Here is a 15980-nt window from a genome sequence, read left to right as displayed (position 1 = left end):
AACAGTTAAAATTGTTAGCAAGCATAATATTACTGCAAGTCTGAGTATGTTGTTATTGATGTTTCGGAGAATTAAACAGCAGGGCAAAGCAAAAGGGTCAGCGAAAATTCTGACCCTTCAGTCTGTATCAGAGCTTTGAATGCTTTCCTATCGTGATTTTTTCCAAAATGTTCATCTGCCTTTCGGGCGTTCGCTGTGTCGAAAAACGCTGTGTATAAAAGTTTAGTACAATGTTTACCCGTAGTCAAGCACCGAACTATTGACAAATCGCACTTGTGGATATATAATTTACCATGAAACTTCACTTTAAAAAGGAGGTGTGGCAGTGACAAAGGTCATATATCCTGTTATCGGCAGGCAGACTTCACTGCCCTTTTATCTCACCGGAATAGGCATTTCCGACCCTGAATTTCACGTCACAAGGGACAAAGGGCTTGTTTCACATCAGCTTCTTTTTACCTCAGGGGGCGAGGGCAGACTAATTGTCGGGGGAGAAGAATTTGTGCAGACAAAAGGCTCGGCATTTTATCTTCCCCCTAGCGTTCCGCATGAATATTATCCCTCAAATGGAAATTGGATAACAAACTGGATAGTTTTCCGTGGTGAATTTGCGGGGCAAATGCTTGCAAACCTTGGCTTTGACAGCTTTAGATTCTCCCCTGAGATAAACACCCAAAAACCCGCTCAGCTTTTTGAGCGAATTTTAGTTGCCGCTGCCGACCCTGTGAATTGTGGCGAAAAAACTTCCGCACTTGTGTATGAATATATCCTTACCATGAGGACTGCAATGCTTTTCCCTGACAGCCGAAACAACGTGGGTAGCATTACAAGGCAGGCGCTTTTGTATATTGACAACCGATACATGGAGGATATCACCGCAGAAACACTTGCAGGACTTTCGGGAGTGTCAGTACAACATTTCTGCCGTGTTTTTAAAGCAGAAACTTCAATGCGTCCACTTGAATATATTGCAAAACGACGTATCTCTCAGGCAAAATCTCTGCTTCTTAACACCGACTCTGACATAGGCGACATAGGCAAACAGGTGGGCTATGAGGACAGAAACTATTTCAGCATCGTTTTCAAAAAGCTTGAGGGCGTTTCGCCAAGAGAATACCGTCGTTCAAGAGGAACAGGTTTGTAATAATATTTTAAGCTTTATTAGAATTTTCTTAGCATATTTCAAAGCAAAATGTTCGTATCTTAATAATATGCAAAATATTTCAGATTGACCATACCCTCCTTTAAGCTTATAATTGTCATAAGAAAACAAGAAGCCATGCTTTATGCAAGGAGGATAACTTATGACGATACTAAAAAGGAGCGCGTCAATGGTGTCAGCATTGGTCATGATGATATCTGGCGCAGGCGCTTACAATTGCAGTGCGGAGGGAACAACGGTGAACGATAGCAATACAAATAATACAAGAGAGATAGTTATTGACGGAACTACGGCTCAGCTCAAAGAAAATATGCGCTACAGAGGGGCAGGCATGGTGAGCGCAAACAACTCATCAAGGCTTCTGTTGGATTACAAGGCTGAACACCCTGATGTATATGAGCAGATAATGGAATATATGTTTGGCAAAGAGGGCATCGGCATTACTCACCTTAAGTTGGAAATGGGTGCGGATATAAACTCATCATCAGGCACAGAACCGTCTGTAATGAGAACAGAGGACGAAAAGGCTGACGTAACAAGAGGTGCGGCATACCAGCTTGCCGCTGACGCAAAGAAGATAAATCCTGACATCACCTTGGATATGCTTTGGTGGAGTGAACCAAAGTGGGTATCTGACGCTTCCGACGTTTATGCTGCAAGATACAAATGGTATAAAAACACACTTGACTCCGCTTATGAAACATATGGACTTGAATTTGACTATGTAAGTGCTGTGCAGAATGAGCGTGGAGCTGACCTTGAATGGGTGAAATATCTTTCCTCACATCTCAAAAGTGAAAAAGGCACCCCTTATGACTACTCAAAGATAAAGATAGTCGGTGGAGAAGAGGTCTGCACATGGGGCTTTGCTGACAGAATGTATGAGGACAGCGAACTTATGAACGTTGTTGACGTGGTGGGAAGCCATTACACAAGCGAGTCCACCGAGAACGCACAGAAGCTTGCATATGAAAAAAACAAAGAGCTTTGGTTCAGCGAAGCAAGCTCGCCAATGGCATATGCTCAGGGCACATACAGATATGACGGCTCAGGTCTGGCAGGCATAAACGGCACCCTTGATATTGCAAACAGAATAATCGGAATGTATCCAAACGGCAAAATGACACTTTATGAGTATCAGCCTGTTGTATCGGCATACTATGACGGCGCTTGCTACTGTCAGAAACAGCTTATCTCAGCCTGCGACCCTTGGAGCGGTTATTATATGCTTGACAGCGGTTTTTATATGTCACTGCATTTCTCACAGTTCATACAAAAGGGTTGGGCGTTCGTTGACAGCGGCTGCTTCAGCGACGGCAAAAAAGGCGGTGACGGCCACGCTATCGTCGACGCAGTTTACAGCTATATGACCGCCACAGACACAGAAACAGGCGATTACAGCACCGTTATCACAAACACTACAAGCGAGCCTATACAGTATGACCTCAAGGTATCAGGACTTGACAAGGCGTCAAGCAACGTGAGCGTATGGGAAACAAGAGGTCCTGACAGCATTGACGGCAGCTATGACGAGAATTATTTCAAGAAAACTGAGGATATAACCCCTACAGAGAACGGCGGAGCTTATACATACTCTGTGACAGTGAAACCAAATTCTATTGTGACAATTTCTACTGTTACACCTGAGCGCACAGAATACAAAAACGCTGACGAGAGCGAACGCACTGTTTTGAAGCTTCCATATTCGGACGATTTTGAGTATGCAGGCTATCCTGAGAATTATCTTTCATCAAGGGGCAATGCGCCAAGATACACAACAGATCAGGGCGGTGCTTTCGAGGTGGAAAAGACCGACAAGGGCAATATGCTAGTTCAGCAGATAACGGCTGACATGAAAGCCAACGAGTGGGGCTACACCCCCGAACCTGTGACTACATTCGGTGACGACAGGTGGTATAACTACTCTGTGAACGTTGACGCTGCTTTTGCGACTTCGCAGGACGCAGAATCAAACTATGTGGGCGTTGGTCTGAGATACACGCTTGGCTGCAATTCATACAGTGGCTATTGGATAAAGCTTTATGAGAACGGAAGCTGGGAGCTTAAAGCAAATGACGGCACTCTTAGCAGTGGAAGCATAGACGGCTTTGACGGCACGACTTCTCACAATCTGAAAGTCGAGGCTGTAAACAACGTTATCCGTGGATATGTTGACGGAAACATGGTGACTGAATACACTGTGAACGAGGGGAAATCTCTTATCGGCGCAGGCAGAGCGGCACTTTTCAGCTCATACAACAAAAACAGCTTTGACAACTTCTCTGCTGAACCTGTGGAGGGCATTGACACATATGTAACTCGCTTTGACGAAACAGACTCTTGCTTCACTTTTGAGGGCAACTGGGAACACCACCTTATGAGCAGTTTCAAAAATTACAAACGCACCTCATCTAAAGGCACAGAATGCGACTCCTTCACAGTAAGCTTTGAGGGAACAGGCTTTGCGCTTTCAGGTGAAACAAGAGAAAACGCTATACTCGGGGTATCAATAGACGGAGGTGATGAACAGCTCGTGACAGTTTCAAGGACAGGTCAGCGTGAGATATCATGCCATTTTGAAGGCTTGTCTGAGGGCGCTCACACCGCAAAGGTAACCATAAAATCAGGTAAATATACAATTGACGCTATGCAGGTAACAGGCGGAAAGATACCATTCGAGAAGAAAAAGCCTGCGAAGTCTGAAAGCACTAAGTCAGGCAAAAGCAAGCTTCCTATAGCTGTTGGGGCAGGCGTTTGCGCTGCTGCGGCAGTTGGTGCAGTGATATACGGCATAGCGAGAAAGAAGCGTAAGGAAAATAATGACTAAAATAAGCAGAACAACAGACATGACACAAGGCAGTGAAATGCGACACATAATAATGTTTTCACTGCCCTTACTTGCAGGAAATCTTTTGCAGCAGACATACAATATAGTGGACACTATGGTGATGGGGCGTTATCTGGGCGATGACGCCCTTGCCGCTGTTGGTGCTACAGGCTCTATCACTTATCTTTTTTACACCCTTTGCATAGGGCTGTCGGTGGGTGCAGGAATAATTGTCGCACAGTATTTCGGTGCAGGCAAGAAAAAAGCCCTGCGGTCGGCAGTATTCAACTCAGCGCTTGTCACGGCTATATTCGGCATTGTAATAAGCCTTTTATCCGTTCCTGCCGCAAAACCTATACTGGAGCTTTTAAACGTCCCCGACCGACTTATAGGCGACTCTGCGGCTTATATGCAGATAGCCTGCGGCGGAACGATAGCGGTGGCAGCATACAACTGGATAAACGCCATAATGAGGGCTTTGGGCGACTCAAAAACACCGCTGATATTCTTAGGTGCAGCAAGTTTGCTGAACGCCCTCCTTGACCTGCTTTTTGTGGTGGTATTCAAATTCGGAATAGCAGGTGCGGCATGGGCTACAGTGCTTACGCAGGCACTTTCTGCCATTTCTTGTATTGTGTACTGCTTTGCAGTGAGCGGAGAGATAAAGCTCACCGCAGATGATCTGCACACCGACAAGGACATGATGAGCCGCTGTGTGAAAACAGGCGTGCCTATCGCCATACAAAATGGGCTTATCTCGGTATCAATGGTGGCTCTCCAGCGTGTGACAAACGGCTTTGGCGAAACGGTCATGGCGGCATACACAGTTTCAATGCGTATCGAGCAGTTCGTTCAACAGCCGTTTTCTTCACTTAATGCGGCTGTTTCAACATTCACAGGACAGAATATCGGTGCAGGAAAAGAAAAACGTGCGCAGAAAGGTCTTGCTTGTGCAATAAAGATATCAGTGATATTCTCGGCGGTGGTGCTTGTGCTGTTCACACTGTTCGGTGGAGCGATAACATCTTGGTTTGTCAAGGGCAAGACTGTTATAAGCATATCGGCAAAAGCGCTTATCATAACCTCACTTTTCTACTGGTCGCTGGGTATTATCCACACCACAAGGGGCTTTTTGAACGGCGCAGGCGATACAAACTATGCCCTTGTAAACGGCATGGCAGAGGTAATATGCAGGATAGGTCTTTCACTTATCCTTACAAGGATAGCTTTCATAGGCTATTGGGGCATATGGTACACCACCGCCGCAACATGGTTTGTGACCGCTATGGTGAGCCTTATAAGATACAAGGGTGGAAAATGGAGGCTTCATGCCATAGTGAAATAGATTTTCATAACTGCTGTACCGATTGGGTGCGGCAGTTTTTTTTGTTGAAACAGTTTCACATTATATATGAAATATTCATATGAAACCATATTGATTTTTCATAGTGCTGTGGTATAATAAAATAAAAGGAGTGACGAGCAATGAACATTACCGAATTTGCAAAAGCCGCAGGCGTATCAAAATCTGCTGTGAGCAGATATTTTAACGACGGCTATGTGAGTGAAGAAAAGCGCAGGCTTATTGAAGCCGCCATAGAAGCCACAGGCTATGCCCCGAGCGTTCAGGCGCAGAACGTGAGAACAAGGGTGACAAAGCTTGTGGGAGTTATTATACCGAAGCTTTCAAGCGAGAGCTGTGCAAGAGAGGTGGAGGGAATAAGTCAGGTACTCAGTGAGCAGGGCTATCAGCTTTTGCTTGTGAACTCTGCCAACGACCCAAAGAAAGAAGTGGAATATCTGGAGCTTTTCCGAAGCAATCGTGTTGACGGAGTTATCTTTTTGGCTTCTGTTTTCACTCCGCTACATGACGCTGTGCTGAAAAAAATGCGTGTGCCGGTGGTAATTGTGGGACAGGAATACAAGGGTGCAAACTGCGTTTGTCATGACGATTACAAAGCCGCCTATACCGCAGAGAAGCTTATGCTTGACAAAGGCTGCAAAAAGCCCGCTTTTATCGGTGTTACCGAGCAGGACAAGGCGGCAGGTCAGGCAAGAAAAGACGGGTTTATCCACGCCCTTTCTGATAACGGCATCAACATTGAAAAGTCTGATATGCAGACGGCTGAATTTAAAATGGACTCAGGCTACAAAAAGGCTTTGACATTACTGAGAAGCGGCAGAAGGTACGACCACATTTTCTGTGCCACCGACAATCTTGCCGCAGGCGCACTCCTTGCCTGCCGTGAACAGGGATTGAAAGTACCAGAGGATATAATGATAGCAGGTATTGGCGACTCTCAGCTTTGTAATGTCACGTCCACTCCCCTGACCTCTGTGCATTTTCATTATCGCACCGCAGGCATAGAAGCGGCACAAATGCTGCTCAATTCACTTAAACGAGAAAGCTCTATACCAAGGACACTGACGCTCGGTTTTGAGCTGGAAGAGCGTGAGTCTACAGAGAAATAATGTGAAACTGTGTGAAACCTTGTAATACCGCCTTGTAAGTTTATATTATTTGTCAATAGACAAATGCACTGTCATGGGTTATAATATAGTTAATGAAATCGGTATCACATAAATAATGAAACTGATAAAATAACATAGTTCGGACAAAATAATAAAAAAGCAAGCAAAGGACGGGATATTATGGATCACAGAAGTTCAGCTCGTGAGATACTTTCTGCTATAGGCGGAAAGGAAAATCTGGTCAGTGCCGCACACTGTGCCACAAGATTAAGACTTATAATCGCAGACAACTCAAAGATACAAAAGGATACTCTGGAGAACATTGATGTTGTAAAGGGCGTTTTTGAAGCTTCAGGACAGCTTCAGATCATCATAGGCACCGGAACGGTAAACAAGGTCTATGACGAATTTATCGCTGAGGCAGGCGTGGAAGCCTCTTCAAAGGACGAAGTCAAGGCTCAGGTGGCCCAGAAGCAGAACTGGTTCAAAAGGCTTATCAAAACTCTCGGCGACGTATTTGTACCTATAATCCCTGCTATCGTTGCAGGCGGTCTTATCATGGGAATAATGGAAGCCTTGAATTTCATGGCTTCAAACGGCTTTATCTCCCTTGACACCAATGGATATGTTTTCACAATATTCAAACTGCTTTCAAATGCAGCGTTCACATTTCTGCCGATACTTATTGGCTATTCTGCAACTAAGGTGTTCGGCGGCAACCCTTATCTTGGTGCGGTAATAGGAATGTTCCTTATCCACCCTGACCTGCAAAACGCTTGGACAGTTTCCACAAACGGATATGAGCAGACGTTCTCCATATTTGGTCTGTTCAACGTTCACATGGTAGGTTATCAGGGTCATGTAATACCTATCATAATCGCTTCATTCATTCTTGCGAACATCGAGAAAAAGCTTCACAAGAAAGTGCCTGACATTATCGACCTTTTCGTTACACCTCTTGTGAGCCTTACAGTAACAGCTTTCCTCGTTTACACCTTTATCGGTCCTGTATTCGTTGCCCTTGAAAATGGCATTATCACAGGCGTTCAGAAGCTTATCACTATCCCATTCGGCATTGGCTCGTTCATAATGGGCGGTTTCTATTCAACAACAGTTGTTGGCGGTATACACCATATGTACACTGTTATCGACATTGGTCAGCTTGCTAAATACGGTGCGACCTATTGGCTGCCTCTGGCATCTGCCGCAAACATGGCTCAGGGAGCTGCCTGCCTTGCAGTGGCAGTAAGAAGCAAGAACAATAAGATCAGATCAATGGCTTATCCATCTGCACTGTCTTGTATGCTTGGCATCACAGAGCCTGCAATATTCGGTGTAAACCTTAGATTTGTAAAGCCTTTCATATTCGGTTCTATCGGCGGCGCTTGCGGAGCAATGGTCGCTTCTATCCTCCACCTTGGCGCAACTGCAACAGGTGTAACAGGAATATTTGCAATACTTCTTACACTCAACCACCCAGTGAAGTATATAATCTCAATGGCTGTAGCAATGGGCGTTGCATTCACTCTTACTTGGCTTTTCGGCACGAACAACGAGCAGATAAGAAACGAGAACAAGACTTCCGAAAACAAGACAGAAAAGGCTGAACAGCCTGCACAGGCTATGGAAACAAAGGCTGAAAATGCAGACGTAGCAGATGACGGCATTATCACAGCTCCGCTTAGCGGCAAGGCTGTAAAGCTTGAAAACGTTCCTGACCAGACCTTTGCGCAGGGCATACTTGGTCTTGGTGCGGCAATAGAACCTACTGAGGGCAAGGTCGTTGCACCCGGCGACGGCAAGGTCGAAACGCTTTTTGACACTTTCCATGCAGTTGGTCTGACCCTTGACAACGGCAAGGAACTTCTTATCCACGTTGGCATAAACACTGTTGAGCTTAAAGGCGAGGGCTTCAAGGCTTACGTTTCTGAGGGCGACAGAGTAACAAAGGGACAGACGCTTATCACTTTCGATATGGACTTTATAAAGAGCAAGGGCTATCAGACTATCACACCTGTTCTTGTGGGCAATTCAGACGAATTTGCCTCCGTTGAGGAGCTTGCAGAAGAAGGCACAGAAGTGACTATAGGAGATAGGCTAATAAAGGTAAACGCATAAAGTACAGACAAACCGTCAATAATCATAGTCAATGAGCCAAAAGGAGAGGATATAAATGGATAACAAAGAAAAACTGGAAAACAGAGAAAGAATAAAGAACGCAAAATGGCGTCAGAGATTTCATATCGAACCGCCTGACGGCTGGCTCAATGACCCGAATGGTCTGAGCTTTTACAAGGGCGAATATCATGTTTATTTTCAGTACAGCCCAATAGCCGCTGACGGTCACACACCGAGAGGCTGGGGACATTATCACGGCAGCGACCTTATGCACATGACTTATGACAGAGCAGTTATGATGCCTGACATTCCTGAGGACAGCCATGGCGTCTACTCAGGAAGCGCCATTGAAAACGACGGCGTTCTGCATATTTTCTACACAGGTAATGTGAAGATGATAGGCGATTATGATTATGTCAAAGCAGGCAGAGGTGCGAACGTTATCCACGTCACCACCACAGACGGAAGCAAAATGAGTGAAAAGCAGGTACTTCTCAGAAACAGCGACTACCCTGATTTCTGCTCATGCCATGTGAGAGATCCAAAGGTGTGGAAAGAAGGCGACCTATGGAAAATGGTGCTTGGCGCAAGAACGCTTGATGATGAGGGCTGTGTGCTTGTATACGAATCTGATGATCTTATAAACTGGAAATACAACGGCAAGGTATACAAAGAGGGCTACGGCTATATGTGGGAATGCCCTGACTATTTCGAGATAGACGGCAATGGCTTTTTAAGCACCTGCCCGCAGGGTATGCCTCACTATGAAACAAAGTGGCAGAACCTTAACCAGTCGGGCTACTTCCCTGTTCATGGCAAGCTTGAGGACAGCGTTCTAGGCGATTTCACCGAATGGGACATGGGCTTTGACTTCTATGCACCGCAGACATTTCTTGACCCTCAGGGCAGGAGGATACTCATAGGTTGGCTTGGCATGGATAACAAGGTCTACGGCAATGCCACAACTGAGCTTGGCTGGCAGCACTGCCTTACCATACCGAGAGTTGTAACTATTGCACCCAACGGCAAGCTCAGACAGCAGCCTATAGCTGAATTTGACGGGCTTAAAAGCAACGCACGCCGTCAGAGCAGCGGTCAAACTACAGAATATCCTCTGCCATTTGAACTTGACGGTGAGCCTGCTGACAGCTTCAGCATATCTCTTGACGACAAGCTTGAACTTAGCTTTGATAAAGAGAAAAAGCTCTTTACAATGAAATTTACTGACGAAAAATACGGCTGTGGCAGAACAACAAGAAACGCAGAGATAGACAGCGTGAGAAATATAAGAGTTATCGCGGATATGTCAAGCATCGAAGTCTATATCAATGAAGGCGAAACTGTAATGTCAACAAGAATATATCCCGATAATGACAGCGTAAAGCTTAAAGTAAACGGCTTTGAGGCACAGGTCTGGGACATCTGAGAGGAGGAACTGCAATGGGAAACACACTTTTTGCCATTGGCGAGGCACTGATAGACTTTATTCCTGCACAGACAGGCTGTGCCTTTGAAGAAGTAACGGCTTTCAGCCCTAAAAGCGGCGGAGCGCCTGCAAACGTCTGCGGAGCGTTCACTACCCTTGGCGGAAGCTCGAAATTTATCACTCAGCTTGGTGATGACCCATTCGGAAGAAAGATAGCAGGCGACCTTGCAAGGGCTGGAATCGACACTTCCCTTGTGAGCTTCACCGACAAGGCGAACACAGCTTTGGCTTTTGTGAGCCTTGAAAATGACGGCAACAGGACGTTCTCATTCTACAGAAAGCCCTCCGCAGATATGCTTTTTTCAGCGGAGCAGGTAAAAGAAGAATGGTTTGAGGACGCATACGCACTGCATTTTTGCAGTGTCTCCCTTGGAGATTTTCCGATGAAAGACGCACACAAAAAGGCTATCGCCTATGCACGTCAAAAAGGCGCAATGATAAGCTTTGACCCTAATCTGCGCTTTCCTCTCTGGAACGACAAGAAAGCTCTGCATGATACCGTGAATGAGTTTATACCAATGGCTGACATTGTGAAAATATCAGACGAAGAGCTTGGATTCATCACAGGTGAAAACGACATCAAATCCGCTCTGCCAAAGCTTTTCACAGGCAATGTGAAGCTTGTGATATACACCTGCGGCTCAGAGGGAGCATATGCTTTCACAAAGAACGCGCAGGCATTTGCAGAGAGTGAAAAGGTGAAAGCAGTTGACACAACAGGCGCAGGAGACGGATTTATAGGCTCGTTCCTATATGCACTGAAAGCTCTCAGTGTGACCGCCGAAGGTCTTTGTGACCTTGACAATGCACAGCTAGAACGCTGTATAGCGTTTTCAAATAAATTCTGCGGTGAAAGCGTTAAACATCAGGGTGCTATAGACTCCTACAGAAAAATAGATTTTGTATAAATATAAATTTGTATAATAGTTATCCTTCCTATAATCAATTTCCTTATGACAAAGCCTTCCCCTTTTGGGAGGGTTTTTGTTTTCGGCAAATTTTCACAAAACATTTTGCAGTATATGTAGGGGACGGCGTCCTCGACGTCCCGCTTTTGCGTTTTTTGAAAGGCTCATTTTAACACGTTTTAGCATAGTAACATGATACTTTGTGAAAATTTGACAAAAGATAAGATATACTATATAATAGAGATTGTATGACTATTTTTACAGGAGAATTATTATGAACGAAAATAAAAACAGAGCAACCTTTCAATCACGATTGGGATTTATACTTGTGTCCGCAGGGTGTGCCATTGGTCTTGGCAACGTGTGGAAATTTCCATACATTTGCGGACAAAACGGCGGCGGAGCTTTTCTGTTCCTATACCTTATCTGCCTTGTGCTGTTGGGACTGCCAATACTCATATGCGAATTTGCCATAGGCAGAGGAAGCAACCGAAGTCTTTCTCAGGCTTTCAACCGACTTGAAAAGCCCGGTAGTCGATATCACTGCACAAAATACACGAGCATTGCAGGAAACTATCTGCTCATGATGTTTTACACCATGGTCACAGGCTGGATGTTATACTATGCTTTTAAATACGCCACTGGCTCGTTGGACGCTTCAAGCACAGCGGCAACGGCTGAGGCTTTTAAGGATATGCAGGCTTCCCCGTGGCTTATGCTCATATTCTCGGCTATCGTTATCATACTTTGTATCGGTGTTTGCGCACTGGGATTGCAAAACGGCATTGAAAAGGTAACGAAATTTATGATGATACTGCTTATGGCGCTCATGGTGGTGCTGGCGGTGAACTCTATCAGGCTGAAAGGCGCTTCTGAGGGGCTTAAATTCTTTCTTGTGCCGGACTTTGACGTCTTTAAGGAAAAAGGCTTCACATCAGTGCTTTTTGCCGCAATGACTCAGGCATTTTTCACCCTTAGCATAGGCATAGGCACAATGGAGATATTCGGAAGCTATTTGAAAAAGGACCGCACTCTTGTAGGCGAGTCTGTGAACGTTATCGTTCTTGACACTGCCGTGGCTGTCGTTGCGGGACTTATCATAATCCCTGCCTGCTTTGCATACGGCATCGAGCCTGACTCAGGTCCGTCACTGCTTTTCATTACTCTGCCTAACGTTTTCCACCATATGGCTTCAAGCCGTTTGTGGGGAATATTCTTCTTCATCTTCATGTCATTTGCGGCTCTTTCCACCGTTATCGCAGTGTTTGAGAACATTATCACAATGTCAGTAGAACTGTGGGATTGGAGCAGAAAAAAATCCCTTATTGTAAACCTTGTGATGATACTTGTGCTTACAATGCCTGCTGTGTTTGGATTTAACCTGCTGAAAAATATCCAGCCAATGGGCGCAGGTTCGACTATCATGGACCTTGAAGACTTCTTGGTATCATCGAATCTTCTTCCACTTGGCTCTCTTGTGGGAGTGCTGTTCTGCGTTCGCAAAAACGGCTGGGGCTGGGAGAACTTCATCAAGGAAACCAACACAGGCAAGGGAAAGCATATCCCTGACGGACTTCGCAGCTACATGACCTACGTTGTGCCTGCACTTATATGCTTCATCTATCTTAAAGGCTACTATGACACATTTTCAAACAGAAGTCTGCCGGTCCTTATAGGCTGGATGTGCTTTGCGGTGATACTTCTTGTGCTGATATTCTGGGCAGCTTTCTCAAAAAGCAAAAAAAATTTGGAAAATCCTATTGACAAATAGAAAGTTTGGTTATATAATAAACCTTGCGTGATGTTTCACAAAAATTCGTATAATGATAAACGCTATAAGAATAAACTGAAAGGTGGTGGGTGAAATGAGAAATATTCTTTTTGATCTTCTAAAGACTAACGAGAATATAAGTCTTGCAAATAATGTAAATTCAATATACCTTTCAGATGTCATTTTACCTGCCCTTATTCCCAAAAGCTAATGAGATTTTTATCAGCTTTCTGGATATTATACTGCAGATCTATTGCGACCTCTGATATCAGGTATCAGGGGTCTTTTTTTGACCTGTTATAGGCAGTTACATTATGCGAATTTACAGGATTATATCGGAAGAATATGAAATTTATCCCGAAAAGGAGGGAATACATGAAGTTTTTTGACGTTTTGCCACAGCTTGCAGAAAACGAACTGCTAAAGCGTGGAGTTATGACTGACGAGCTGCTTTACTGCGTAAAAGCTGACCTTGACGGTGAGGGCGGATATGTGGACGTATACATAACTTTCACAAAAGACACCCTTTGCATACTCCGTGGCTATGAAGAATACGGAAAAATGAAGCGTGGGCAGAAGAGAAAAAATCTCGTAAGCTTCACAGTATCAGGCTATGATGAATACCCCATAGACAGCATTGAAGAAATGTTTGTTGACCGCTATGCAAATTCCGCAAGACTTATGATAAAGGACAAGTCCGGCAAGGAGTTCCCTATAGCGAGGTTCTCACTTGGCTTTGCTGACAAATTTGAGAAATTCAGCCAGCGTGTGAACTGCACAGTCAAGAACGAGCCTATCGACGACCGCCTGCTGGAAGGAGTAAAGACCCACTGCCCTACCTGCGGTGAGCCTTATCCTGACCCTAACCGCCCTGTCTGTCCGAGATGTGTAGACAGACGCTCGGTGTTCAAACGCCTGCTTTCTATGTTCGGTGAATTTAAGGGTGCGGTATTTCTCATACTGCTCACCATAGTTTTAAGCAACGTTTTTGCAGTGCTTTCACCGATATTCGGCTCTCAGATGCTCTATGATGATGTGCTTGCGGAAAACGGAAAATACTATGGCAGGATACTCATGATAGTAATGCTCATCGTGGGCATAAACATTGCAGGAATGATAATGCGTATCATTTCAGGCATTATAACCTCAAAGGTCGTGCCTGTTGTTACTCACAGACTGCGTGTTAAGATATTCTCATCAATGCAGCGGCTTTCCCTTGACTTTTTCACAAGCAAACAGACAGGCTCACTTATGTCCAGGGTCGACAGAGATAGTCAGAACATCTACTGGTTTTTCACGGATATAGTACCATATGGACTTACAAACGTAGTAAAAATAGTGGGTATTGCAGTAATAATGCTCACAATTTCGCCCCTTCTGTCACTTGGCATAATCCTCACTATCTCGGTGATAGAGATAGTTCAGCACCAGTTTTACAAAAGCCAGCGCAAGCTTTACCGTAAATATGACGTTGCAATGCGTTCTGCAAACTCAGTGCTGTCTGACGTTATGAACGGTCAGCGTGTGGTAAAGGCTTTCGCCCGTGAGGACAGAGAGATAGAACGCTATAGGGTAAAAAACACTGACGCATTTTTGATAAACTCAAGGATAAACTCACGGATAGCAAACACTATCCCTGTTATATGGACGTTCTATAGGATAGTGAACAAGCTTGTTTTCTGCCTTGGCGCAGTGCTTGTTATAAAAGGTCACATACTATTCGGCGCACTTTCAGCACTTATTTCCTATACCGAAATGGCGATGGATCCTATCAACTTTTTCACATGGATAGGCGACCGCTGGGCAAAATGTATGGACGCCGCATCAAGAATGTTTGAGATAATGGACGCTCTGCCTACTGTAAAAGAGGACGAACACCCTGTTCACATGGAAAACATGAGGGGCGATATCGAGCTTAAAAATGTATCCTTTGAATATGAAGCAGGACACCCTATCATAAAAAACGTTTCTTTCAAGGTTCAGGCTGGGCATATGTTTGGAATCGTTGGTAAAACAGGCGCAGGAAAATCCACTATCATAAACCTTATGGCAAGGCTTTATGACGTAACAGGCGGTGAGATAACCATTGACGGTGTGCCTATCAGGAAGATAGCTTTTGACGATCTTCGCCGTAACATAGGCATAGTTTCTCAGGAAACTTTTCTTTTCATAGGGTCGATAGCTGACAATATCCGCTATGCAAACCCTGACGCCACCATGGAAGAAGTTATCGAAGCGGCAAAGTCCGCAAACGCACATGAGTTTATAACAAAGCTCCCTGAGGGCTATAACACTAAGGTCGGCGAGGGCGGAATATCCTTGTCAGGCGGTGAAAAGCAGAGAATATCTATCGCAAGGGCTATCATTCAGAAGCCTAACATACTTATCCTTGACGAGGCGACCGCTTCCATGGACACAAGGACAGAGCGAAAGATACAAGCCGCTATCGACAATCTGAAACAGGGCAGGACGATTATTTCTATCGCACACCGCCTTTCAACGCTCCGTGACGCTGATATGCTCTGCGTTATCGAAAATGGTGAGCTTAAAGAAATGGGTACGCATGACAAGCTCATAAAAGAAAAAGGCAAATACTTTGAGCTTTACAAGCTGCAATCGGAAGCATTGCAGTTCATAAACGAATAGTAAGGAGATGAACATAATGGCTGAAAATATTACCGCTGAGCAGGAGGTCTACGAGGTCGATAAGCTGACCTTGCTTGACTGCAAAAGGATACGCCTTGCAAAGGAAGAAAGCGGCTTTCTTACCCTTGATTATGAGGGCAGGACTTATCACAAGGTAAACCCCACAAGGCTCATACCATTTTACTCAAAGACCACCTACATAAGCCTTTCATACGAAAATTCCGAAAAAGAGTTCCGTGAGATAGGCGTTATAAAAGATATGGCGGAGCTTGACGATGAGCAATACAAGCTTCTTGACAGCTATCTTGAATACAAATACTATATGCCTGAGATAACAAAGGTCTACAGCATAAAGGACAATATGCGTGGTGCGATCTTTGTAAAGGCTGACACAACTTCGGGACAGAAAACTATCTGTATCCGTGACTGGTATCAGAATTTCAGAATGATAGGCTATGATTATCTCTACGTCAACGACGCAGACGGCAACAAATATTTCTGTCCTGACATTCACAAGCTTGACAGAAAAAGCCGTCAGGTGCTTGAAATGTACACCTAAAAGGTGTCAGACCACACTGAAAGGAGTGTGA

General features: G+C 44.8%; 10 protein-coding genes. All 10 read left to right on the top strand.

Annotation, left to right across the window (positions count from 1 at the left end; genetic code table 11):
* The first annotated feature begins 325 nt into the window (after window positions 1-325).
* The 10 genes from DW938_RS03430 to DW938_RS03385 all read left to right on the top strand — a co-directional run bounded on the left by DW938_RS03430 (window position 326) and on the right by DW938_RS03385 (window position 15949).
* Entirely contained in the window at window positions 326-1144 is an 819-nt protein-coding gene (locus DW938_RS03430) for an AraC family transcriptional regulator (RefSeq protein ID WP_181984359.1), read from the top strand.
* A gap of 160 nt (window positions 1145-1304) precedes the next feature.
* Window positions 1305-3989, top strand: coding sequence for a glycosyl hydrolase family 59 (locus DW938_RS03425; RefSeq protein WP_118123900.1), 2685 nt, complete (start codon window positions 1305-1307; stop codon window positions 3987-3989).
* Window positions 3982-5334, top strand: a complete 1353-nt coding sequence (locus tag DW938_RS03420) for an MATE family efflux transporter (protein ID WP_118123899.1) — start codon at window positions 3982-3984, stop codon at window positions 5332-5334. The genes DW938_RS03425 and DW938_RS03420 overlap by 8 nt, the downstream gene beginning before the upstream one ends.
* 140 nt (window positions 5335-5474) lie before the next feature.
* Window positions 5475-6461, top strand: a complete 987-nt coding sequence (locus DW938_RS03415) for a LacI family DNA-binding transcriptional regulator (RefSeq protein ID WP_118123898.1) — start codon at window positions 5475-5477, stop codon at window positions 6459-6461.
* A 180-nt stretch (window positions 6462-6641) separates the two neighbouring features.
* Window positions 6642-8579, top strand: a complete 1938-nt coding sequence (locus DW938_RS03410; RefSeq protein WP_118123897.1) for a PTS beta-glucoside transporter subunit IIBCA — start codon at window positions 6642-6644, stop codon at window positions 8577-8579.
* Window positions 8580-8634: 55 nt separating this feature from the next.
* The gene (locus tag DW938_RS03405; protein ID WP_118123896.1) at window positions 8635-10005 is read left to right on the top strand and encodes a glycoside hydrolase family 32 protein; all 1371 of its coding nucleotides are present in this window, start codon (window positions 8635-8637) and stop codon (window positions 10003-10005) included.
* A gap of 14 nt (window positions 10006-10019) precedes the next feature.
* Window positions 10020-10973 (top strand): carbohydrate kinase, encoded by a 954-nt coding sequence (locus DW938_RS03400; RefSeq protein WP_118123895.1) that lies wholly within the window; start codon window positions 10020-10022, stop codon window positions 10971-10973.
* Window positions 10974-11247: 274 nt separating this feature from the next.
* The gene (locus tag DW938_RS03395) at window positions 11248-12744 is read left to right on the top strand and encodes a sodium-dependent transporter (protein WP_118123894.1); all 1497 of its coding nucleotides are present in this window, start codon (window positions 11248-11250) and stop codon (window positions 12742-12744) included.
* A gap of 375 nt (window positions 12745-13119) precedes the next feature.
* The gene (locus tag DW938_RS03390) at window positions 13120-15390 is read left to right on the top strand and encodes an ABC transporter ATP-binding protein (protein ID WP_118123893.1); all 2271 of its coding nucleotides are present in this window, start codon (window positions 13120-13122) and stop codon (window positions 15388-15390) included.
* A gap of 16 nt (window positions 15391-15406) precedes the next feature.
* Window positions 15407-15949, top strand: a complete 543-nt coding sequence (locus DW938_RS03385) for a DUF1854 domain-containing protein (RefSeq protein WP_181984358.1) — start codon at window positions 15407-15409, stop codon at window positions 15947-15949.
* The last annotated feature ends 31 nt before the right edge of the window (window positions 15950-15980 follow it).

It is taken from the genome of Ruminococcus sp. AM43-6 (assembly GCF_003461785.1).
GTDB lineage: Bacteria > Bacillota > Clostridia > Oscillospirales > Ruminococcaceae > Hominimerdicola > Hominimerdicola aceti.
This window is presented reverse-complemented; position numbering and strand designations above follow the sequence as displayed.